A 20,443-nucleotide genomic window follows, 5' to 3' on the forward strand; every position below is an offset into this window, starting at 1 on the left:
GCTCCCTCGGCCGGGCGCGCGGCCGTCCGTCAGCGGTCCGTACCCGGCTCCGGTGTGCCGGCCGCGGGGGACTCCGGTCTCGTGTAGAGGATGTCCCGGGCCTGCTCGGCGGCGCGGGTGATGCTCTCGGCGACGAAGTCGACGAACCGGGAGATGTTCTCCAGCCGGACGGCGGCGGGGGTGCCCGGGCCGAGGACGTCGACGCCGGCCCGTGCGGTTTCGCCGAGCTGGGCGGTGGAGCGGGCGCTGGCCATCAGCGACTGGTACCAGACGTCGTCGTCGACGAAGTAGCGCTCGCGGCGGCCCTCGTCGCGCTCCCGGCGGACCAGACCCTGCTCCTCCAGGAACGCGATCGACTTGGAGACGGACGCCGGGCTGACCTGGAGGCGCCGGACGAGTTCCGCCGCGGTGAGGCTGCCCTCGTCGGTGGTGTAGAGGCAGACCAGCAGCCGCGCCCCCATCCGGGATATCCCGGACTGTTCCAGCACCTTGGTGAACGTCTCCTCGTACGCGCGCACCGCCTCGGCGTCGCGCCCGTGGGCGGGCGGCGGCGTCTCGGGGTCCCGGGCCGTGGACTGCCCGCGCCGGCGGGCGCGTTGTTCGGTGGCGCGCTGGGCCTGGTCGGGGCGGTAGGCGGTGGGGCCGCCGTTGCGCATGACCTCGCGCGTGATCGTCGACGTGGGGCGGTCCAGGGCCCGGGCGATCTCCGCGTAGGCGAGTCCCTCGGCCAGTCCCAGCGCGATCTGCCGGCGTTCCTGCTGGGTGAGCCTGCCTCCCGGCATCGCGGTCTCCTTCGTCTGTGCGGCCTCGTCCGTACGGCCCGCGGAGCCGCCACCATAGCGTTCACCCTCATGCTGTTGCAACGGCCTGCGGCAGGTTCGTTGCATTAACCGGCAGCGCCATTGCTCCAATATCCCTGTACTGGCCTGGAGTTATGCGGTTCTGACGGAACATCTTCGTTGCCGAGACCGTGAACGCAACGTAGCGTTTCACTCATCGGAAACGACGAACCGCAGAAACCCAAGGAGCACACCATGCAGAAGTTCGACACCCCCGCCGCGATCGCCACCGTCCTCGACATCCCCGCCGGGCTCGTCCGCTTCATCGCGGCCGACCGCGCCGACACCACGGTCGAGGTCCTCCCGGCGAACGCCTCCAGGAGCCGCGACGTGAAGGCAGCCGAGCAGATCGAGGTCGCCTACGGCGAAGGCGTCCTGCGGATCGCGGCCCCGGAGGCGAAGAACCGGATCCTCGGCAACTCGGGATCGGTCGAGGTGACCGTCCAGCTCCCCGCCGGCTCCCGTGTCGAGGCCAGGGCGGCGAGCGCAGAGTTCCGGGCGGTCGGACGCTTCGGCGACGTCGTCCTGGACGGCGCGTACGGCACCACCAAGGTCGACGAGGCCGCGAGCCTGCGCCTCACCGCCCACGCCGGAGACATCACGGTCGGCCGCCTCAACGGCCCGGCCGAGATCAGCACCGGCAAGGGTGACATCCGGATCGCCGAGGCCGTGAGTGGCACAGTCGTGCTGCGCACGCAGATGGGCGACGTGTCGGTGGTCGCCGCCGCCGGGGTCTGCGCCTCCCTGGACGCCGGGACGGGATCGGGCCGCATCAACAACGCGCTCAGGAACACCGGGGGCGCGGCCGGCCTGAACATCCACGCCACCACCGAGTACGGCGACATCGACGCCCGCAGCATCTGAACCGCCCCACCCACCGCAGCCTCAAGCCACCACAAGGGAGCTCCCCTCATGACCACCAGCTCGGCGATCGCGGCGAACGGGCTGCGCAAGGCGTACGGCGACAAGACCGTCCTCGCCGGTATCGACCTGGACGTTCCCGCAGGCACGGTCTTCGCCCTGCTCGGCCCGAACGGCGCCGGCAAGACCACCGCCGTGAAGATCCTCTCCACCCTCGTCTCCGCCGGCGCCGGTTCTGGCGAGGTCCGCGTCGGCGGCCACGACCTCGCCACCGACGCGCAGGCGGTACGCGCGGCGATCGGCGTCACCGGGCAGTTCTCCGCCGTCGACGGCCTGATCACCGGCGAGGAGAACATGCTCCTCATGGCGGACCTGCACCACCTGCCCAAGCGCGAGGGCCGTCGCGTCGCCGCCGAACTCCTTGAACGCTTCGACCTGGCGGAGGCGGCGAAGAAGCCCGCCTCCACCTACTCCGGCGGCATGAAGCGCCGCCTGGACATCGCCATGACACTGGTCGGCGACCCGCGGATCATCTTCCTCGACGAACCGACCACCGGCCTCGACCCGCGCTCCCGCCACACCATGTGGCAGATCATCCGCGCACTGGTGTCCGACGGCGTCACCGTCTTCCTCACCACCCAGTACCTGGAGGAGGCCGACGAACTCGCCGACCGCATCGCCGTACTCAACAACGGCAGGATCGCCGCCGAAGGCACCGCCGGCGAACTCAAGCGCCTCGTCCCCGGCGGCCACGTCCGCCTCCGCTTCACCGACCCCGACACCTACCGCGCCGCCGCCACCGCACTGACCGAAGCCGGCCGGAACGACGAGACCCTCGCCCTCCAGATCCCCAGCGACGGCAGCCAGCGCGACCTGCGCTCCGTCCTGGACCGGCTGGACGCCGCAGGCATCGAGGCGGACGAGCTGACCGTCCACACCCCCGACCTCGACGACGTCTTCTTCGCCCTCACCGGCGGCGGCGCCGGCCTCCCCGCCCAGCCCAGCCGGGCCGGTCGGCCCGACCAGTCCGAGGAGAACGCCCGATGAGTACCCTGCCCCTCGCCGTGCGCGACTCGTCCACCATGCTGCGCCGCAACCTCCTGCACGCCCGGCGCTACCCGTCCCTCACGCTCAACCTGCTGCTCACGCCGGTCATGCTGCTGCTGCTCTTCGTCTACATCTTCGGCAACGCGATGAGCGGCGGCGCGGGCCGCTCCGCCTACATCGCCTACATCGTCCCCGGCATCCTGCTGATGACCATCGGGTCCACCGTCATCGGCACCGCCGTGTCCGTCTCCACCGACATGAACGAGGGCATCATCGCCCGCTTCCGCACCATGGCCATCCACCGCGGTTCGGTGCTCGTCGGGCACGTCGTCGGCAGCGTCCTCCAGTCGGTCGCCAGCGTGGTCCTCGTCGGCGCGGTCGCCGTGGCCATCGGCTTCCGCTCCACGGACGCGACCGCCCTGGAGTGGCTGGCGGCGTTCGGGCTGCTCGTCCTCTTCGCCACGGCCCTCACCTGGATCGCGGTCGGCATGGGCCTGGTCAGCCCGAACGCCGAGGCGGCCAGCAACAACGCGATGCCGCTCATCCTGCTGCCGCTGCTGTCCAGCGCCTTCACCCCGGTCGACTCCATGCCGGGCTGGTTCCGGCCGATCGCCGAGTACCAGCCCTTCACCCCTGCCATCGAAACCCTGCGGGGCCTGCTGCTCGGCACCGAGATCGGCCACAACGGATGGCTCGCCGCCGCCTGGTGCCTCGGCCTCGCTGTCCTCGGCTACCGCTGGTCGACCTCGAAGTTCAACGACGACCCCAGGTAACCGCCGTGACGGCGCGGGCCGCCTTCCGCCCGCCACCCGCTCCGCGACAGGGCGGCGTACCCCGACACCCGTCGGCGTACGCCGCCCCGTTCGCGTCCGGGGCCGGTCCGTGGACGAGGGAGGAGCCCCCTGCCGCGTCCCGTCAGACGTACTTCTTCAGTTCCCGTCGCGCCAGCGACCGCTGGTGCACCTCGTCGGGACCGTCCGCCAGCTTCAGCGTCCGCGCCCCCGCCCACAGCTCCGCCAGCGGGAAGTCCTGGCTGACACCGGCCGCGCCGTACAGCTGCACCGCCTTGTCGATGATGTCGACGACCGCGCGCGGTGTGGCGATCTTGATGGCCTGGATCTCGGTGTGCGCCCCTCGGTTGCCCACCGTGTCCATCAGCCACGCCGTCTTGAGCACCAGCAGCCGCAACTGCTCGACGGCCACCCGCGCGTCCGCGATCCACGTGTGCACGACGCCCTGCTGGGCGAGCGCCTTACCGAAGGCCGTCCGTTCCACCGCCCGCCGGCACATCAGCTCGATCGCCCGCTCCGCCATGCCGATCAGCCGCATGCAGTGGTGAATCCGGCCCGGCCCGAGACGTGCCTGGGCGATGGCGAAACCGCCGCCCTCCTCGCCGACCAGGGCCGACGCCGGCACCCGCGCCCCGTGGAAGAGGACCTCCGCGTGACCGCCGTGCGAGTGGTCCTCGTACCCGTAGACCTGCATCGCGCGCCGGACCTCGACGCCCGGGGTGTCGCGCGGCACCAGGATCATCGACTGCTGGCGGCGGACGTCCGCGCCGTCCGGGTCGGTCTTGCCCATGACGATGAAGATCTTGCAGTCGGGGTTCATCGCCCCGGAGATGTACCACTTGCGGCCCGTGACGACGTACTCGTCGCCCTCGCGCTCGATCCGCGTCTCGATGTTCGTCGCGTCCGACGAGGCGACCTCCGGCTCCGTCATCGCGAACGCCGACCGGATCTCACCGGCGAGCAGCGGCTCCAGCCACTGCTTCTTCTGCTGCTCGGAGGCGAACTGCGCCAGCAGTTCCATGTTCCCCGTGTCCGGCGCCGCGCAGTTCAGCGCGGTCGGCGCGAGGTGCGGGCTGCGGCCGGTGATCTCCGCGAGCGGCGCGTACTGGAGGTTGGTGAGACCCGCGCCGTACTCCGCGTCCGGCAGGAAGAGGTTCCACAGGCCCTGCCTGCGCGCCTCCGCCTTGAGGTCCTCCACGACCTGCGGGGTGTCCCACGGCGACGCGAGACGCTCGCGCTGCTCGTGGGCGACCGTCTCCGCCGGGTACACGAACTCGTCCATGAAGGCGAGCAGTTTGCCGCGGAGCTCTTCGGTCCGTGCGTCGTATGCGAAATCCATGGCGGGACTCAGCCTTCCTGAAGGGTGGTCAGACCGTGCTCGATGAATACGGGCACGAGGTCGCCGATCCGGTCGAAGCCGGCGCCGACGGTCTGCCCGAGCGTGTAGCGGTAGTGGATGCCCTCGAGGATCACGGCGAGCTTGAACCACGCGAACGCCGTGTACCAGGCGATGGCCGAGGTGTCCCGGCCGGACCCGGCGGCGTACCGCTCGACGATCTCGCGGGGCGAGGGGTGGCCGGGGGCGCCGGCCGTCGTGGAGACGGGCGAGTCGGCCGTGTCCGGCCGGGAGCTGTACATGACGAGCAGCCCGAGGTCGGTGAGCGGGTCGCCGAGGGTCGACATCTCCCAGTCGAGTACGGCGTTGATCCGGTCGTCGGCGCCGCCGATCAGGACGTTGTCGAGCCGGTAGTCGCCGTGCACGACCGTGGGCGCGGGGGAGTCGGGCAGCGAGCGGCCGAGCGCGGCGTGCAACTCGTCGATGCCCGCCAGCTCCCGGTTGCGGGACGCGTCGAGCTGCTTGCCCCAGCGGCGCAGTTGCCGGTCCAGGAAGCCCTCGGGGCGGCCGAAGTCCTCCAGGCCGACCGCCGCGGGATCCACGGCGTGCAGGGCGACGAGGGTGTCGACCAGGCCGAGGACGGCGGCGCGGGTCCGCTCGGCGCCGATCGCGGCCAGCTCCTCGGCCGTCCGGTACGGAAGCCCGTCCACGAACTCCATGACGTAGAACGGCGCCCCGAGGACCGACTCGTCGTCGCACAGCAGCAGCGGCGCGGGGACCGGCACGTCGGTCGGGTGCAGCGCGCTGATCACCCGGTACTCGCGCTTCATGTCGTGCGCGGTCGCCAGCACATGGCCGAGCGGCGGCCGCCGGACCACCCACCGGGACGCGCCGTCCGTGACGGCGTACGTCAGGTTCGACCGGCCGCCCTCGATGAGCCGGGCGCTGAGCGGTCCGCTCACCAGCCCCGGCCGCACGCGGTCGAGATGACCGCGCAACCGGTCGAGATCGAGACCTGGCGGGTGGACAGCACTCATCGGGGCACCTCCGGGGGCGGACGGGACGTCGCGTCTCATCATGCCGACCAGTCGGTATGCCGTCCAGTGGGCCGACGGATCCGGAGACGTGGATCACGCGTGGCAGGCGACCGGCTTCCCGCCGTTCATGACCGCCATGTCGCCGAACACGAGCAGCGGGTCGAGCGCGGAGCCCTCCGGCAGGCCGTCGAGTTCGGCGTGGGCCCGGTGCAGGTTGGCGACGAGCCGCTCGCTCTCGCGCAGCCCGGCGAACGGGCCCGGGCCGGCCTCCCGGGCGGTCTCCAGCGGCGTACGGCCCTTGGCGTGCCCGGCCTCGGCGAGCTCCGCGACGTAGCGCAGGTAGCTCTCGGTCGCGTCGTACGCCGACGGGTCGGTGACCGGGCCGTGGCCGGGCACCACGGTCGGCGCGTCCAGCGAGCGCAGCAGGTCGAGTGCGCGCAGCGACCCGCTCAGCGATCCCATGGGGAGGAAGGGGGTGCCGCCCTGGAAGACGAGGTCACCGGTGAAGACGATGCCGTGCTCCGGCAGGTGGACGATCGAGTCGCCGGTGGTGTGCGCGACGCCGGGGTGGATCAGCCGTACCTCGGTCCCGCCCGCGTGGAGCGTGAGCCGCTCGCTGTAGGTGAGGGTGGGGGCGGTGACGGTGATGTCCCCGAAGTCGTTGTCCGGCCACACGAGGTGCAACTGGAGGCCGGCGGCGAGCGCTTCGGCGCGGCAGGCGTCGTGCCCGACGACCGTGGCCCCGGGCGCGAAGACGCCGTTGCCGTAGGTGTGGTCGCCGTGGTGGTGGGTGTTGACCACGGTACGGGGGAGCGGCGCGCCGGTCGCCAGGAGCGCTTCGCGCAGCGCGAGCGCGCGGCGCTCGGTGGCCGCGGTGTCGACGAGCAGGGTCGAGACCCCGTCACTGACGAACCCGGCGTTGTTCAGGCACCACCCGCCGTCCGGCTGGATGTACGCGTGAACGTCGGGCGCGAGCTGGACGAGGTACGGGTCCGTGGCAGGCACTGAGGCTCCCCCGGGGCGGGTGTCGGGTCGTTCGGCGTCCGAACAGGTCGACACGAGCCTGCCAGTCGCGGCCCGCCCGGGGAAGGGAGGCCCGGCGCCCGGGCCCGCGCCTCAGTGGTCGTCCCAGTGCCCGTCGTGAGCGGCGTGGCGGTGGCCGTCGTGCACGTAGTCGACGTGGTCGCCGTGCAGGACGGTGCTGTGGCCGCAGTCCTGGCCGTGCTCGTGGGTGTGACCGCCGTGGCTGTGGTGGTCCGCGGACTCGCACTCGTCCCAGTGGCCGGAGTGCTCGCGGTGCAGGTGCCCGTTGTGCGCGTAGTCGGTGTGGTCGCCGTGCGGGACGGCGGTGTGCCCGCAGGCCGGCCCGTGCGTGTGCGTGTGGGCCGCGTGCTCCTGGTGCAGGGTGCTCATGACGTCCACCTCGGGTGCGCTCTCATGTGCTTCGCGGTACTTCCAGGCTAGTCCCGCGCACCCCCCACGTCCCGTTCCGGCCCGGCGCCGCCGCGCCCTCCGGCCGTCGGGGCGTCCGGCGGCCGCGGGTCGCCTCCCGTGCGGGTCACACCACGATCGCCACGGCGAAGCCGGCCAGTGCGATCGCGCACACCGTCGCCGTCGCCGCTGCCCGCACGGACATCGGCGCCGGCCTCGGCGTGCCGCCGAGGGTCCGGATGCGGTGGTGGGCGATCCGCAGGAAGCCCAGCCAGACGAGCGCGCACAGCGCGGCGGCGACCACCCCCGTCACGCCGACCTCGTCGTGCAGCGCCTGCTTCGCCGCCAGCACGGCCACCACCGTGCAGGCCAGCGTCGTCCTGCGCCAGGCCAGCCGCGTCCGCTCCGGCTGAAGCCCGGGGTCCCGCGCCGGGCCGCCGCCGGCCGGGCCGGCGGGGCCGGCCGGGCCGGTCACGCGCCACCGTCCCGCGCCGGCCCGGCGGCAGCCGGGGCCGCGAGCGCCGACGGCCCGGTCACGCGCCGCCCTCCCACCCGAAGAGGACGACCACCACCATGACGACGGCGACGACCGCCACGACCAGACTCAGCACCGTCGGGAAACGGGTCACCGGCAGGTCGTCGCCGCGCCGCATGGCCCGCTCGCAGCGCACCCAGTGGTTGACCGCCCGCAGCGCGCACAGCACACCCGCGGCCAGCAGCCCGAACGCCATCCCGGCGCGTACGCCCCACGCCAGGCCGGGCAGGAACTGGTCGACCGCGAAGCCGCCGCCGATGAGCGCCAGCGCCGTACGGATCCAGGCCAGGAAGGTGCGCTCGTTGGCCAGCGAGAAGCGGTAGTCGGGCGTCTCGCCCTCTTCCCGGATCCGCTGCGGCGCGATCCAGAGCCGCAGGCCCCGTACGAACTCGGTCACCCGCCGCACCCTACCCGGCGGCCCTCCGTGTCACCGGACGCGCGCCGCCGGGGCGCGCTCAGGGCCGGCCGGAGCCCTGCCCGGCGGAGTCGCCGCGGGTGCCGCGCAGGCGACGCCAGGCGGCGAGGCCGTCCGGCACCCACTGCCATTCGTCCCCGGCGAGCCGGCGCTCCAGCTCGGCGCCGGTCAGGAAGCCGTACCAGGCGACCTCCTCCGGCTGCGGGTCCACCCGCAGGTCGCACCGCACCTCGTAGACGTACGACCACCACGTCCGCGCCCCGTCGGCGTCCTCGTACAGGAACTTGAACAGCGGGACGGGCGCGGGCAGCCCGTGGACCCCCAGCTCCTCCTCCGCCTCGCGCAGCGCCGCCTCGTCGTACGACTCGCCCGCGCCGACCACCCCGCCCACGAACATGTCGTACATCGAGGGGAAGACCAGCTTCACCGGCGTCCTGCGGTGCACGAAGTACCGGCCACCGCCGTCCCGGGCCAGCACGAAGACGCAGCGGTGGCGCAGGCCGCGCGCGTACACCTCGCCGCGCGGGGCCCGGCCGACGACCTCGTCGTTCTCGTCGACGACGTCCAGGATCTCGTCCGCAGGAGTCGCGGGGGTCGCGGGGGTCTCGGGAGTCATACGGCCATCCAACCCCACCGCGCCAGGCGGTTGACGCCTCGCCCGCCGCTGCCGAAGATCTGACGCACGGGTAACTTCTCGCCCCACCCGCCACCGGCAAGGACGGAAACCATGGCGTACGACGCTGACGTGATCGTGATCGGGGCGGGCCTCGCGGGCCTGGCGGCCACCGCCGAACTCGTCGACGCGGGCCGCAAGGTCATCCTGCTCGACCAGGAACCCGAGCAGTCCATCGGCGGTCAGGCCCACTGGTCGTTCGGCGGGCTGTTCTTCGTCGACTCGCCCGAGCAGCGCCGCATGCGCATCAAGGACAGCCGCGAGCTCGCCCTCCAGGACTGGCACGGCACGGCGGGCTTCGACCGCGAGGAGGACCACTGGCCGCGCAAGTGGGCCGAGGCGTACGTCGACTTCGCGGCCGGCGAGAAGCGGGCGTGGCTGCACGGGCAGGGCGTGCGCTTCTTCCCGGTCGTGGGCTGGGCCGAGCGCGGCGGTTACGACGCCACCGGGCACGGGAACTCCGTACCCCGGTTCCACATCACCTGGGGCACCGGACCCGGCATCGTCGCCCCCTTCGAGCGCCGGGTGCGCGACGGGGTGGCGCGCGGCCTGGTCCAGCTCAGGTTCCGCCACCGGGTCACCGGCCTCGCGCGCGGCGCCGGGTCCGTGGACACCGTCACCGGAGAGGTGCTGGAGCCCTCGGCGGCCGAGCGCGGGGCGGCCAGCAGCCGCGAGGTGAAGGGGACGTTCGAGTACCGCGCCCAGGCGGTGATCGTCACCTCGGGCGGCATCGGCGGCAACCACGACCTCGTACGGGCCAACTGGCCGCAGCGGCTGGGCACGCCGCCCGCCTCCATGCTCTCCGGCGTGCCCGCGCACGTCGACGGCCTGATGCTCGGCGTCACGGAGGCGGCCGGCGGGCGGATGATCAACCGCGACCGCATGTGGCACTACACGGAGGGCATCCAGAACTGGGACCCGATCTGGGCCAAGCACGGCATCCGCATCCTGCCCGGCCCCTCGTCGCTGTGGTTCGACGCGCGCGGCAGGCGCCTGCCGGTGCCGCTCTTCCCGGGCTTCGACACGCTGGGCACCCTCGACCACATCATGAAGACGGGGTACGACCACACCTGGTTCGTCCTCGACCAGAGGATCATCGGCAAGGAGTTCGCGCTGTCGGGCTCGGAGCAGAACCCGGACCTCACGGGCAAGTCCGTCCGCGGCGTCCTCGGTCGCGCCCGCGCCGACGTCCCCGGGCCCGTCAGGGCGTTCATGGACAAGGGCGCGGACTTCGTCGTCGAGAAGGACCTCGCGTCGCTGGTGCGCGGCATGAACGCGCTCACCGAGGAGCCGCTGATCGACGAGGCGGAGCTGCGCCGCGAGATCACCGCGCGGGACCGTGAGGTCACCAACACCTTCACCAAGGACCTCCAGGTCATGGCGATCCGGGGCGCGCGCAACTACCTGGGCGACAAGCTGATCCGCACGGCCGCGCCGCACCGCATCCTCGACCCCTCGGCCGGTCCGCTCATCGCCGTTCGCCTGCACATCCTCACCCGCAAGTCGCTCGGCGGCCTGGAGACGGATCTGTCGTCGCGCGTGCTCACCGAGGGCGGTGACGTCCTGCCGGGCGTGTACGCGGCGGGCGAGGCGGCGGGCTTCGGCGGCGGCGGAGTCCACGGGTACCGGTCGCTGGAGGGCACGTTCCTCGGCGGCTGCCTCTTCTCCGGCCGTACGGCGGGCCGGGCGGCGGCGCGCGCGGTGGCGTAGCGCGCGCCCCCTCCCGGGAGCGGCTCGCGCCCCTCAGAGCTCCAGGCGCTCCACGACCCGGAAGCGTTCCGCGACGATCATCGTCGAGTCGTCGACGGTGAACTCCGGGTCGCCCAGCGCCTCGCGCATCTCCTCGCTGTGCCAGAACCGCTCGTGTCCCGCACGCCACGCGGCCACCGACGTGTAGCCCTCGCCCTCGTCCAGCGCGTGCTGGAGGTCCACCTCGCCGAGCGCCAGCACCCGTACCTCGGTCAGCTCGATCACCGCCACCTCGCGGCCGTCCGAGTCGATCACCACGGACCGCTCGCCGGCCGGCGGCAGTTCCTCCTGCTCCGCCTCGTACTCGGCGAGGAGACCGGTGGTGGAGACCTTCTCGCCGGACAGCACGGCGGCGACCAGCCGGTCCCGCAGCGGGCCGGGGAAGGCGAACAGGCACGGCGGCAGCGAAGAGTGTGCGGACATGGGGGCCAGACTAGGCCCGCACCGGGCGGCCCGGAGGAGTCGTCGCAGGTGGATGCCCGTTCAACTACCTGATGTCGGCCGAAAGTTGGTTTAGACCGCCCTTGACGCGGACTACCCGGTACCGCTTTGCTGTGCGTGATCAAACGCTCGCACACTGCGCCGTGGAGGACCCGCGGATGCCCCCACCTCCGCCACCCCTCGGCCGCTCGCGCCGCCGTACCGACCCCTCGTTCGACGCCGCACTCGACGACGCCGAACTCGTCGCCGTACGCGGCCAGCTGGCCCAGGGACGCTGGACCAGGGCCCGTTCCCTGCTCGCCGCGACCGGCGACGACTGGGACCGCCGGGGCCACCGCCTCGTCGTGCTCGCCCAGGCCAACGGCGCCGCCGCGTGGGCCGGCGACTGGCTGCTCGCCGAACCCGAGAGCGCCGACGCCGTCACGCTCATGGCCTGCGCGGCCGTCCTCGGGGCGCTGCGCGGCAAGGAGTCGGAGGACCGCGCCCGCGAGGCGTGCCGCCGCGCCGCGGAACGCTCGCCCGCCGACCCGACGCCGTGGCTCGGCCTGCTGCTCCTGGCCCGCTCCCTCGGGACGGAGGAGGAGGTCACCCAGCTCTTCGACCAGGTGCGGCTGCGCCACCCCGAGCACCACCACGCCCACCACCTGATGGCCGCCCGCCTCGCCGAACGCCGCCCGGACATAGGGGACGACCCGCTCCACGAGGTGTACGACTTCGCCGCCTGGGCCGCCGAACAGGCCCCCGCGGACTCCCCCCTCGCCGTACTCCCGGTGGTCGCCCACGCCGAGCGCTTCCGCGCGCTCGCCCTCGCGGGCAAGGTGCCGGACGACCCCGTGTTCTCCGGCCACTGGACGGGCCGGCGCGCCCGCCAGGTGATGAAGGCGGCGTTCGACTGGTGGCTGGAGTGGGAGCACGAGGGCCACCCGCGCCGGCACATCGACCTCAACTACCTGGCCCACGCGAAGCTCTGCGAGGGCAGGCCGGCCGAGGCCGCCGCCCTGATCAACCGCATCGGCCCGTACGCCACCGAAGCCCCGTGGTCGTACCCCGACCGCGACCCGCACAAGGCCTTCCGCGCCGCGCGCGGCGCCGCGCTCGGGATCGCATGACCCGGCACGTCAAGGCCACCGCCCCCGTCACCTCACCGAAGCGAAGGGACCACCCCGCCATGTCGGGCAGTTCGAGCACGAGCGAAAGAAGCAGGGAATCCGCCGAGAACGCGGGCGGCGAGGAGATCCGCACGTACAAGGGGCAGGAGCGCGCGCTGCGGGCCGGCCGACTCGGCACGACGGGACTGCTGCTGTCCGTCCTGGCCGCGAGCGCCCCCCTCATGGTCGTCGCAGGTGTCATGCCCACCACATACGGCGTGATGGGCATCGTCGGCCAGCCGCTGCTCTTCGTCATCCTCGGCGTGGTCCTGATGCTGTTCAGCGTCGGATACGCCGAGATGAGCCGCCACGTCCACAACGCCGGCGCCTTCTACGCCTACATAGCCCGGGGCCTCGGCCCGACCGCCGGAGCCGGGGCGTCCCTGGTCGCCCTCGTCGCGTACAGCGCCATGCAGGTCGGCATCTACGGCATCCTCGGCTTCGAGATCTCCGGCATCTTCGCCACCTACCTCGACATCACCGTCGCCTGGTGGGTCCCCGCGCTCGTCGCGGTGCTGGTCGTCGGCGCGCTCGGCTGGCTCAAGATCGACCTCAACGCCAAGGTGCTCGGCGTACTGCTCGTCGTCGAGTGCGCGCTCGTCGTGATCTTCGACGTGGCCGCGATCGCCGAACCGGCCAAGGAGGGCCTGTCCCTCCAGGCGTTCAACCCCGAGACCCTGACCGGCGCCGGACTCGGCACCGCGCTCTGCTTCTGCATCGCCGCCTTCGTCGGCTTCGAGCAGGCCCCGGTGTACGCCGAGGAGACCAGCCGCCCGCAGATCGTCGTCTCGCGCGTGATGTTCCTCGCCGTCGGGTACGCCGCGCTCTTCCTGGCCCTCAGCGCCTGGGCGCTCAGCGTCGCCGCCGGACCCGGCCGGATCGTCCAGGTCGCGGGGGAGCAGGGGCCCGGACTCCTCTTCACCCTGACCGAGAGCCGGCTCGGCTCGACCTTCACCGACGTACTCCACATCCTCTTCGTGACCGGCATGTTCGCCGCCCTGCTCAGCTTCCACAACGTCGTCGCCCGGTACGCCTTCGCCATGGGCCGCGAGGGGCTGCTGCCGGCCTCCTTCGGCCGTACGAACAAGACGAGCGGCGCCCCCGCCGCAGGCTCGCTCCTCCAGTCCGGCCTCTCCCTCGCCGTCGTCCTCGCCTTCGCGTTCAGCGACGACAAGCCGGCCGGTGACCCGACCGTGCCCGTGCTGCACCTGTTCACCTGGATGGGCAACGTCGGGGCGCTCGGCGTCATCCTGCTGATGGCCGCCGCGTCCGTCGCGGTCATCGCCTTCTTCGTACGCCGCGGAGCCGGCCGCGCGCAGGCCGGGCGCCTGGTGGCCTCGGGCATCGCCGCGGCGGCCCTGCTGGTCATCGCCTTCTACACGGTGCGGGACTTCGACGTCCTCGTGGGCGCGGGCCCGGGCTCGGCGCTCAGCTGGATCCTGCCGGGCGTCATCGGCGTCGCGCTCGTCGGCGGGCTGGTCTACGGGGCGGTGCTGCGCTCGGCCAGGCCCGAGGTGCACGCCCGGATCGGCCTGGGCAACGAGGCGTTCCAGCTGGAGAAGCAGGCCGGCGAGATCTGACGGAAGTGTGACGGACCCCCGCGGTCGCTGGCCTCCGGCGGCCGCGGGTGTTCGAATTGACCCATGACTCCGCCACCACCGGCCGGCCCGGACAGCGGCGGCGCCCCCGTCGGCCGCCGGCTCGTCCTCGGCATGCTGGGCCTGGGCGCCGCGGGCCTGGCCACCGCCCCGTACCTCCAGAGGGGGCTCGAAGCCTTCCTCGGCTCGGCCGCGGACCGGGACCCCACCGGCCTGACCGGCCTCCTGCCCAACGGCGGCGGCTTCCGCTACTACTCCGTCGCCTCCTCCGTGCCGCGCGAGGGCCCGGAGGACTACCGGCTGAAGGTCGACGGCCTCGTGCAGCGGCCCGCGACGTACACGCTCGACGACCTGCGCGCGATGGAGCAGACGCGGATCGTGCGCGACGTCCAGTGCGTCACGGGGTGGCGGGTGCCGGACACCCCCTTCGAGGGGGTGCGGCTGTCGGCGCTGCTGGACGCGGCGGGGATCAGGCCGGAGGCCCGGGCGGTCCGCTTCACCTGCTTCGACGGCACGTACAGCGAGAGCCTCACCCTCCGGCAGGCCCGCAGGAAGGACGTCCTGGTGGCCCTGCGGATGAAGGACAGGCCGCTCAGCCACGCGCACGGCGGCCCGGTGCGGCTGTACGTCGCGCCCATGTACTTCTACAAGTCGGCGAAGTGGCTGTCCGGCATCACCGTCACCCCCGAGGTGCGCCCCGGATACTGGGAGAAGCGGGGCTACGACGTCGACGCCTGGGTCGGCCGCTCGAACGGACGCGACGATGCCCCCACGGTCTGAACTCCCCGCCCGGCTGCGGCGCTTCAGCCGCTCCGAGCGGTGGGTGCACCGCGCCACGGCCGGCCTGACGCTGCTGTGCGTCGCGACGGCCGCCTGCCTGTACGTACCGCAGCTCGCCGAACTCGTCGGCCGCCGCCACCTGGTCGTCACCGTGCACGAGTGGTCGGGGGTGCTGATCCCGGCACCGTTCCTGCTCGGCCTGGCCTCCCGGGCCTTCCGCGCGGACCTCGGCCGGCTCAACCGGTTCGGGCCGCACGACCGGCAGTGGCTGCGGGCCGCGCTGCGACGCGAGCACGGGCCGCGCCCGGCGGCCAAGTTCAACGCGGGCCAGAAGCTCTACGCGGGCTGGATCGCCGGGGCGGTGCTCGTGATGCTCGGCACCGGGCTGCTCATGTGGTTCACGGACCTCGCCCCGCTGGTCTGGCGTACGAGCGCCACCTTCGTCCATGACTGGCTCGCCCTCGCCATGGGCATGGTGATCGCCGGGCACATCGGGATGGCCGCGGCACGGCCCGAGTCCCGGCGCGGCATGCGCACCGGGACCGTCGACCGTGCCTGGGCGGAACGGGAACACCCGCTGTGGGACGGGGACTTCGCGGACCGGCGGGACCTAGAGAACGAGTGACAACAGCAGGACGCAGCCCAGCGAGACCACCGAGATGATCGTCTCCATCACCGACCAGGTCTTGATCGTCTGGCCGACGTCCATGCCGAAGTACTCCTTGACCAGCCAGAAACCCGCGTCGTTGACGTGGCTGAAGAAGAGCGAGCCCGCGCCCACCGCGAGTACCAGCAGCGCCGCGTGCGAGGCGGACATGTCGGCGGCCAGCGGGGCGACCAGACCGGCCGCGGAGATGGTGGCGACCGTGGCGGAGCCCGTCGCGAGCCGGATGGCGACGGCGATCAGCCAGGCCAGCGGCAGCGTCGGGATCGCCCAGTCCTCCGAGAAGTCCAGAATCATCTGGCCCACGCCCACGTCGATGAGCGTCTGCTTGAAGCCGCCGCCCGCGCCGACGATCATCAGCACGCCCGCGATCGGGGCGAGCGACTTCTCGACGGTCGAGGAGAGGCGGTCCTTGGTGAACCCGGCGGCCCGGCCGAGCGTGAACAGGCCCACCAGTACGGCGGCCAGCAGCGCGATCAGCGGCGAGCCGACCACGTCCGTCACCCGCTGCACCGTGTTCTCGGGATCGTCGACCACGATGTCGACGAGCGCCTTGGCCAGCATCAGCACGACCGGCAGCATGACGGTGGCGACGGTCGCGCCGAAGCCGGGACGGCGCTCCAGGTCCTCGGTGGGACGCTGCGGAATCATGCGCTCCGGAGCCGGGATGTCCACCCAGCGGGCGGCGTACTTCGAGAAGACCGGACCCGCGATGATCACGGTCGGAATGGCGACGAGCACACCGAGGCCCAGGGTGAGGCCCAGGTTGGCGTCGATCGCGTCGATCGCCACCAGCGGCCCCGGGTGCGGCGGGATCAGCCCGTGCATGACGGACAGGCCGGCGAGCGCCGGGATGCCGATCCGCATCAGCGAGTAGTTGCCGCGCTTGGCCACGAGCAGCACCACCGGGATCAGCAGCACGATGCCGACCTCGAAGAACAGCGGTAGTCCGATGATGCTGGCGATCAGCACCATCGCCCACGGCATCGCCCGCCCGCTCGCCTTCGCGAGGATCGTGTCGACGATCTGGTCCGCGCCGCCGGAGTCGGCGAGCAGCTTGCCGAGGATCGCGCCGAGCGCGATGAGCACGCCGACGCCCGCGACCGTGTTGCCCAGGCCCGTGGAGAAGCTGGTGATGGCCTTGTCGAGGGGTGCGCCGGCGAACGCCCCGAGCGCCAGCGACCCGATGGTCAGCGCCAGGAAGGCGTGGAGTTTGAACTTCGTGATGAGCAGGACGATGACGGCGATGCCGGCGAGGACGGCTATCCCGAGCTGGGCGTTGCCCGCCGAGGTGATCGGCTCGACGGCGCCCGCTGCCAGCGTCTCGACGCTGAGACTGGTCACGGTGGCTCTACTTTCTGAAGTCGTTGCTGTCGAGCCGGCGCAGGGCCGCGACGGCTCGTTCGGTGATGTCCTCGGGCGAGCCCGAGACGTCGACGGCCACGCCCGCCTCGTCGTCCTGGAGCGGCTGGAGCGCGGCGTACTGCGAATCGAGCAGCGCGGTCGGCATGAAGTGGCCCCTGCGCTCGCGCATCCGCTCCTCGATCAGTTCCCGGTCGCCCGTGAGGTGCAGGAACACCGCTGTGGGGGCCGCCGAGCGCAACCGGTCGCGGTACACGCGCTTGAGGGCGGAGCTGCTGACCACGCCGCCGAGCCCGGCCCGGCCGTGCGCCCACTCGCCGATCGCGTCGAGCCAGGGCCACCGGTCCGCGTCGTCCAGCGGGGTTCCGGCCGACATCTTGGCGATGTTGGCCGGCGGGTGGAAGTCGTCACCCTCGGCGTACGGGACGCCGAGCCGGGCGGCGAGCAGGGGACCGATGGTGGTCTTGCCGGTCCCTGCCACGCCCATCACCACGACGACGTGGGGGCTGTTCATGAGTGGAGTGCCTCGCTGTCTTCATCGACATCGGTCCGTCGCGCTACTGAAACCCATTAGGTACGACGTATTCAAGAGGTTGTGACATAAACGTCGTACTTTTCGTGGCCGAAGGCCGCCCCGTACGCTGATCTCCATGACCAACCAGGCCCGGGGACTGCACGCCCAGCTGCTGGAGAGTCTCGGTCCCGCGATCACCGCCGGTGAGTACCCGCCAGGCAGTGTGCTGCGCACGGACGAGCTCGCCCAGCGCTTCGACGTCTCGCGCACCGTCGTCCGGGAGGCGGTGCGGGTCCTGGAGTCGATGCACCTCGTGGAGTCGCGCCGCCGGGTGGGCGTGACCGTGCGCCCCACCGAGGAGTGGAACGTCTACGATCCGCAGGTCATCCGCTGGCGGCTGGCCGGCGCCGACCGCCCCCGCCAGCTGCGCTCGCTGACCGTGCTGCGCTCGGCCGTGGAGCCGGTGGCGGCCGGACTCGCCGCGCGGTTCGCCACGCCCGAGCAGTGCGCGGCGCTCACCGAGGAGGCGCTCGGGATGGTGGCCACCTCGCGGGGCCGGCAGCTCGACGCGTACCTCGTGCACGACATCGCGTTCCACCGCGTCGTCCTGCGCGCGTCGGGCAACGAGATGTTCGCGCGGCTCGGGGACGTGGTGGCCGAGGTGCTCAGCGGACGTACGCGCCACCAGGTGATGTTCGAGGACCCGGACCCGGCGGCGGTCACGCTGCACGTCCAGGTCGCCGAGGCCGTACGGGAGGGAGACGCGGGCCGGGCGGAGCGGCTGACGCGCGAGATCGCCCTCGGCGCGCTCCAGGAGCTGGACGTCCTCGCCCCCTGAACGCCCGTAAATGTCCGCCTCACTATCTTTTTGTTCGCTTGAAATCAACTCGCTGAACACTCTTGACGCCTGTATGTCCGACCTCAGAGCATTCTCCGCATGGTCTTGTCAGACAGCCGGACAGGTGGCGGCGCTCCCCGGCGCATCAGCGCGATGGAAGCCGTCTCCGGCCACCTCCGGGACGCCATAGAGCGCGGGGAGCTCGCCATCGGCGAGAAGCTCCCCACGGAGGCAGAGCTCGGCAGGCGCTTCGAGGTCAGCCGCTCCGTCGTGCGCGAGGCGCTGCGCGCCCTCCAGGCGCTCGGTCTCACGGTGTCCCGGGCCGGCAAGGGCACGTACGTCGCGGCCACCGGCCCCGACCAGAACCCGATCTTCGGTTCGTACTCCGCCCGTGACCTGCTCGAAGTCCGGCGGCACGTCGAGATCCCCGTCGCGGGTTACGCTGCTGTGCGGCGCACGCGGGACGACGTCGACCTGCTGACGGACCTGATCGGGCAGATGGAGCAGGAGCCCGACCCCACCGCCTGGGTGGCGCTGGACACGCTCTTCCACGTCTCCGTCGCACAGGCGTCGGGCAACCCTGTCTTCCACAAGATCATCGAAGAGATCAGGGACGCCCTCGCACGGCAGTCCTCCTTCCTGAACCAACTCGGGGACCGGCGACGCCAGTCGGACCTCGAGCACCGGGCCCTCGTAGAGGCGATCGTCGGCGGCTCCGAGGGAGCGGCGGTGCAGGCCATGGCCGCTCACCTCGAACACGTCGAGATCACGCTCAACACGATCGTGCGGCCCGGTACCGCACACCCCCCAGATGAAGGCGAATACACAGCATGAGTGACCGCATCCTCCCTGCGGCCCCCGCACGTCCCGCCGAACCCGTGTCGACATCCCCACATGTCGACGCGGGTGACGAGGGTTACAGCAAGGACCTGAAGTCCCGCCACATCAACATGATCGCCATCGGCGGAGCGATAGGCACCGGCCTCTTCCTCGGCGCCGGCGGCCGCATGGCAGGCGCGGGCCCCTCCCTCGCCATCGCGTACGCCGTCTGCGGCGTCTTCGCCTTCTTCGTGGTCCGCGCACTCGGTGAGCTGGTGCTCTACCGGCCGTCCTCCGGCGCGTTCGTCTCGTACGCCCGTGAGTTCATGGGGGAGAAGGGCGCCTTCGCCGCCGGCTGGCTGTACTTCCTCAACTGGTCGACCACCGCTGTGGCCGACATCACGGCCGCCGCGACGTACGCCCACTTCTGGGCCATGTTCAGCGACGTGCCCCAGTGGGTGCTCGCCCTGATCGCCCTCGCCGTCGTCCTCACCGCGAACCTCATCTCGGTGAAGTACTTCGGCGAGATGGAGTTCTGGTTCGCGATCGTCAAGGTCGCCGCCCTGGTGGTCTTCATGGCCATCGGCATCTACCTCGTCGCCACCCAGCACCAGCTCGACGGCCACACCCCCGGCTTCTCCACCATCAGCGACGGCGGCGGCCTCTTCCCCGTCGGCATGCTGCCCATGCTCCTGGTCATCCAGGGCGTCGTCTTCGCCTACGCCTCGGTCGAGCTGTGCGGTGTCGCCGCCGGCGAGACGAAGAACCCCGAGAAGATCATGCCGAAGGCGATCAACTCGATCATGTGGCGTGTGGGCCTGTTCTACGTCGGCTCGGTCGTCCTGCTCGCGCTGCTGCTCCCGTACACGGCGTACTCCGGCGACGAGAGCCCCTTCGTCACCGTCATGAACAAGCTCGGCGTGCCCGGCGCGGCGGACGTCATGAACCTCGTCGTGCTCACGGCGGCCCTCTCCAGCCTGAACTCGGGCCTCTACTCCACCGGCCGCATCCTGCGCTCGATGGCGCTCTCGGGCTCCGCGCCGAAGTTCACCGGCCGCATGAACAAGGGCCAGGTGCCGTACGGCGGCATCCTGCTCACCGCCGGCTTCGGCGTCCTGGGCGTCGGCCTCAACTACGTGATGCCCGGCGAGGCGTTCGAGATCGTCCTCAACTTCGCGTCGATCGGCATCCTCGGCACCTGGGGCATGATCATGCTCTGCTCGCTGCTGTTCTGGCACCGCTCCAAGGACGGCCGGGTCACCCGCCCGGCGTACCGCCTCCCATGGGCGCCGTACACGCAGCTCGTCACGCTGGCCTTCCTGGCCTCGGTGGTAGTCCTGATGTGGTGGGGCGGCGGCGTAGGCCGTACGACCGTGATGTGCCTCCCGCTGATCGCGGCGGCGCTGGTGGGCGGCTGGTTCGTGGTCCGCAAGCGGGTGGCCGCGCTGGCCGCCGACCGCACGGGCGCCTAGCCCGCGCCCCTTCCCGCGACCCGGGGCGCACGCCCCCCCCATCGCCGGACAGGCCCCGTCGGCCGGTGCGACTCACCACGAGCCGCACCGGCC

General features: G+C 72.0%; 22 protein-coding genes. 11 read left to right on the forward strand and 11 right to left on the reverse strand.

The features are described 5' to 3' along the window. Nucleotides 1-29: 29 nt before the first annotated feature. Nucleotides 30-782 (reverse strand): helix-turn-helix domain-containing protein, encoded by a 753-nt coding sequence (locus tag ACWGH0_RS24815; RefSeq protein WP_453406429.1) that lies wholly within the window; start codon nt 780-782, stop codon nt 30-32. A gap of 252 nt (nt 783-1,034) precedes the next feature. Between ACWGH0_RS24815 and ACWGH0_RS24820 the strand changes: the two genes are divergently transcribed. The 3 genes from ACWGH0_RS24820 to ACWGH0_RS24830 are packed head-to-tail and all read left to right on the forward strand — an operon-like array spanning nt 1,035 to nt 3,520. Further along, nucleotides 1,035-1,703 (forward strand): DUF4097 family beta strand repeat-containing protein, encoded by a 669-nt coding sequence (locus tag ACWGH0_RS24820; protein ID WP_453406430.1) that lies wholly within the window; start codon nt 1,035-1,037, stop codon nt 1,701-1,703. 48 nt (nt 1,704-1,751) lie between these two features. Then, nucleotides 1,752-2,747 (forward strand): ATP-binding cassette domain-containing protein, encoded by a 996-nt coding sequence (locus ACWGH0_RS24825; RefSeq protein ID WP_453406431.1) that lies wholly within the window; start codon nt 1,752-1,754, stop codon nt 2,745-2,747. Continuing rightward, nucleotides 2,744-3,520 carry an ABC transporter permease gene (locus ACWGH0_RS24830; RefSeq protein ID WP_453406432.1) on the forward strand — a complete coding sequence of 259 codons (777 nt, stop codon included), beginning with the start codon at nt 2,744-2,746 and terminating at the stop codon, nt 3,518-3,520. The genes ACWGH0_RS24825 and ACWGH0_RS24830 overlap by 4 nt, the downstream gene beginning before the upstream one ends. 142 nt (nt 3,521-3,662) lie before the next feature. Here the strand turns inward: ACWGH0_RS24830 and ACWGH0_RS24835 are convergent, their stop codons facing one another. The 7 genes from ACWGH0_RS24835 to ACWGH0_RS24865 all read right to left on the reverse strand — a co-directional run bounded on the left by ACWGH0_RS24835 (nt 3,663) and on the right by ACWGH0_RS24865 (nt 8,908). Beyond that, nucleotides 3,663-4,877 carry an acyl-CoA dehydrogenase family protein gene (locus ACWGH0_RS24835; RefSeq protein ID WP_453406433.1) on the reverse strand — a complete coding sequence of 405 codons (1,215 nt, stop codon included), beginning with the start codon at nt 4,875-4,877 and terminating at the stop codon, nt 3,663-3,665. An 8-nt stretch (nt 4,878-4,885) separates the two neighbouring features. Beyond that, nucleotides 4,886-5,911, reverse strand: a complete 1,026-nt coding sequence (locus tag ACWGH0_RS24840) for a phosphotransferase family protein (protein ID WP_453406434.1) — start codon at nt 5,909-5,911, stop codon at nt 4,886-4,888. Between the two features lie 93 nt (nt 5,912-6,004). Continuing rightward, on the reverse strand, nt 6,005-6,916 hold the full coding sequence (locus ACWGH0_RS24845; protein ID WP_453406435.1) for an MBL fold metallo-hydrolase: 912 nt from the start codon (nt 6,914-6,916) through the stop codon (nt 6,005-6,007). A gap of 111 nt (nt 6,917-7,027) precedes the next feature. Beyond that, nucleotides 7,028-7,324, reverse strand: coding sequence for a hypothetical protein (locus ACWGH0_RS24850; protein WP_453406436.1), 297 nt, complete (start codon nt 7,322-7,324; stop codon nt 7,028-7,030). Nucleotides 7,325-7,469: 145 nt separating this feature from the next. After that, nucleotides 7,470-7,817: a DUF202 domain-containing protein gene (locus ACWGH0_RS24855; RefSeq protein WP_453406437.1), complete on the reverse strand. Its 348-nt coding sequence runs from the start codon at nt 7,815-7,817 to the stop codon at nt 7,470-7,472. A 58-nt stretch (nt 7,818-7,875) separates the two neighbouring features. Beyond that, entirely contained in the window at nt 7,876-8,274 is a 399-nt protein-coding gene (locus tag ACWGH0_RS24860) for a YidH family protein (RefSeq protein ID WP_453406438.1), read from the reverse strand. Between the two features lie 58 nt (nt 8,275-8,332). Further along, complete coding sequence (locus ACWGH0_RS24865; RefSeq protein ID WP_453406439.1) at nt 8,333-8,908, reverse strand: NUDIX domain-containing protein; 576 nt, start codon at nt 8,906-8,908, stop codon at nt 8,333-8,335. Nucleotides 8,909-9,019: 111 nt separating this feature from the next. On the opposite strand from ACWGH0_RS24865, the gene ACWGH0_RS24870 reads away from it, so the two are divergent. Next, the gene (locus ACWGH0_RS24870) at nt 9,020-10,675 is read left to right on the forward strand and encodes an FAD-binding dehydrogenase (protein WP_453406440.1); all 1,656 of its coding nucleotides are present in this window, start codon (nt 9,020-9,022) and stop codon (nt 10,673-10,675) included. Between the two features lie 33 nt (nt 10,676-10,708). On the opposite strand, the gene ACWGH0_RS24875 is transcribed toward ACWGH0_RS24870, so the two are convergent. After that, entirely contained in the window at nt 10,709-11,137 is a 429-nt protein-coding gene (locus ACWGH0_RS24875) for an ASCH domain-containing protein (RefSeq protein WP_453406441.1), read from the reverse strand. Nucleotides 11,138-11,313: 176 nt separating this feature from the next. On the opposite strand from ACWGH0_RS24875, the gene ACWGH0_RS24880 reads away from it, so the two are divergent. From ACWGH0_RS24880 to ACWGH0_RS24895, 4 genes are all read left to right on the forward strand, one after another. Next, a complete protein-coding gene (locus ACWGH0_RS24880; RefSeq protein ID WP_453406442.1) occupies nt 11,314-12,264 on the forward strand; it encodes a hypothetical protein in 951 nt (316 codons plus the stop codon). A 59-nt stretch (nt 12,265-12,323) separates the two neighbouring features. Next, nucleotides 12,324-13,883: an APC family permease gene (locus tag ACWGH0_RS24885; protein WP_453406466.1), complete on the forward strand. Its 1,560-nt coding sequence runs from the start codon at nt 12,324-12,326 to the stop codon at nt 13,881-13,883. A gap of 63 nt (nt 13,884-13,946) precedes the next feature. Then, complete coding sequence (locus ACWGH0_RS24890; RefSeq protein WP_453406443.1) at nt 13,947-14,681, forward strand: molybdopterin-dependent oxidoreductase; 735 nt, start codon at nt 13,947-13,949, stop codon at nt 14,679-14,681. Beyond that, nucleotides 14,665-15,306 (forward strand): cytochrome b/b6 domain-containing protein, encoded by a 642-nt coding sequence (locus tag ACWGH0_RS24895; RefSeq protein WP_453406444.1) that lies wholly within the window; start codon nt 14,665-14,667, stop codon nt 15,304-15,306. The genes ACWGH0_RS24890 and ACWGH0_RS24895 overlap by 17 nt, the downstream gene beginning before the upstream one ends. Here the strand turns inward: ACWGH0_RS24895 and ACWGH0_RS24900 are convergent. Together ACWGH0_RS24900 and ACWGH0_RS24905 are read right to left on the reverse strand one after the other, a co-directional pair. Next, nucleotides 15,292-16,689, reverse strand: a complete 1,398-nt coding sequence (locus ACWGH0_RS24900) for a GntP family permease (protein WP_453406445.1) — start codon at nt 16,687-16,689, stop codon at nt 15,292-15,294. The genes ACWGH0_RS24895 and ACWGH0_RS24900 overlap by 15 nt on opposite strands. A 7-nt stretch (nt 16,690-16,696) precedes the next feature. Continuing rightward, nucleotides 16,697-17,221 carry a gluconokinase gene (locus ACWGH0_RS24905; protein WP_453406446.1) on the reverse strand — a complete coding sequence of 175 codons (525 nt, stop codon included), beginning with the start codon at nt 17,219-17,221 and terminating at the stop codon, nt 16,697-16,699. 136 nt (nt 17,222-17,357) lie between these two features. Here ACWGH0_RS24905 and ACWGH0_RS24910 point away from each other — a divergent pair, with 136 nt between their 5' ends. The 3 genes from ACWGH0_RS24910 to ACWGH0_RS24920 all read left to right on the forward strand — a co-directional run bounded on the left by ACWGH0_RS24910 (nt 17,358) and on the right by ACWGH0_RS24920 (nt 20,350). Next, nucleotides 17,358-18,059: a FadR/GntR family transcriptional regulator gene (locus ACWGH0_RS24910; RefSeq protein ID WP_453406447.1), complete on the forward strand. Its 702-nt coding sequence runs from the start codon at nt 17,358-17,360 to the stop codon at nt 18,057-18,059. A 99-nt stretch (nt 18,060-18,158) separates the two neighbouring features. Beyond that, nucleotides 18,159-18,893 (forward strand): FadR/GntR family transcriptional regulator, encoded by a 735-nt coding sequence (locus ACWGH0_RS24915; RefSeq protein ID WP_453406448.1) that lies wholly within the window; start codon nt 18,159-18,161, stop codon nt 18,891-18,893. Next, nucleotides 18,890-20,350 (forward strand): amino acid permease, encoded by a 1,461-nt coding sequence (locus ACWGH0_RS24920; RefSeq protein ID WP_453406449.1) that lies wholly within the window; start codon nt 18,890-18,892, stop codon nt 20,348-20,350. Before ACWGH0_RS24915 ends, ACWGH0_RS24920 begins: the two co-directional genes overlap by 4 nt. The last annotated feature ends 93 nt before the right edge of the window (nt 20,351-20,443 follow it).

It is taken from the genome of Streptomyces sp. NPDC054887, from assembly GCF_053610585.1.

Coding starts and splice junctions, on each gene's coding strand:
- ACWGH0_RS24815 (WP_453406429.1), bottom strand. CDS start 782: ATGCCGGGAGGCAGGCTCACCCAGCAGGAACGCCGGCAGATCGCGCTG.
- ACWGH0_RS24820 (WP_453406430.1), top strand. CDS start 1,035: ATGCAGAAGTTCGACACCCCCGCCGCGATCGCCACCGTCCTCGACATC.
- ACWGH0_RS24825 (WP_453406431.1), top strand. CDS start 1,752: ATGACCACCAGCTCGGCGATCGCGGCGAACGGGCTGCGCAAGGCGTAC.
- ACWGH0_RS24830 (WP_453406432.1), top strand. CDS start 2,744: ATGAGTACCCTGCCCCTCGCCGTGCGCGACTCGTCCACCATGCTGCGC.
- ACWGH0_RS24835 (WP_453406433.1), bottom strand. CDS start 4,877: ATGGATTTCGCATACGACGCACGGACCGAAGAGCTCCGCGGCAAACTG.
- ACWGH0_RS24840 (WP_453406434.1), bottom strand. CDS start 5,911: ATGAGTGCTGTCCACCCGCCAGGTCTCGATCTCGACCGGTTGCGCGGT.
- ACWGH0_RS24850 (WP_453406436.1), bottom strand. CDS start 7,324: ATGAGCACCCTGCACCAGGAGCACGCGGCCCACACGCACACGCACGGG.
- ACWGH0_RS24865 (WP_453406439.1), bottom strand. CDS start 8,908: ATGACTCCCGAGACCCCCGCGACCCCCGCGACTCCTGCGGACGAGATC.
- ACWGH0_RS24870 (WP_453406440.1), top strand. CDS start 9,020: ATGGCGTACGACGCTGACGTGATCGTGATCGGGGCGGGCCTCGCGGGC.
- ACWGH0_RS24875 (WP_453406441.1), bottom strand. CDS start 11,137: ATGTCCGCACACTCTTCGCTGCCGCCGTGCCTGTTCGCCTTCCCCGGC.
- ACWGH0_RS24880 (WP_453406442.1), top strand. CDS start 11,314: ATGCCCCCACCTCCGCCACCCCTCGGCCGCTCGCGCCGCCGTACCGAC.
- ACWGH0_RS24885 (WP_453406466.1), top strand. CDS start 12,324: ATGTCGGGCAGTTCGAGCACGAGCGAAAGAAGCAGGGAATCCGCCGAG.
- ACWGH0_RS24890 (WP_453406443.1), top strand. CDS start 13,947: ATGACTCCGCCACCACCGGCCGGCCCGGACAGCGGCGGCGCCCCCGTC.
- ACWGH0_RS24895 (WP_453406444.1), top strand. CDS start 14,665: ATGCCCCCACGGTCTGAACTCCCCGCCCGGCTGCGGCGCTTCAGCCGC.
- ACWGH0_RS24905 (WP_453406446.1), bottom strand. CDS start 17,221: ATGAACAGCCCCCACGTCGTCGTGGTGATGGGCGTGGCAGGGACCGGC.
- ACWGH0_RS24910 (WP_453406447.1), top strand. CDS start 17,358: ATGACCAACCAGGCCCGGGGACTGCACGCCCAGCTGCTGGAGAGTCTC.
- ACWGH0_RS24915 (WP_453406448.1), top strand. CDS start 18,159: ATGGTCTTGTCAGACAGCCGGACAGGTGGCGGCGCTCCCCGGCGCATC.
- ACWGH0_RS24920 (WP_453406449.1), top strand. CDS start 18,890: ATGAGTGACCGCATCCTCCCTGCGGCCCCCGCACGTCCCGCCGAACCC.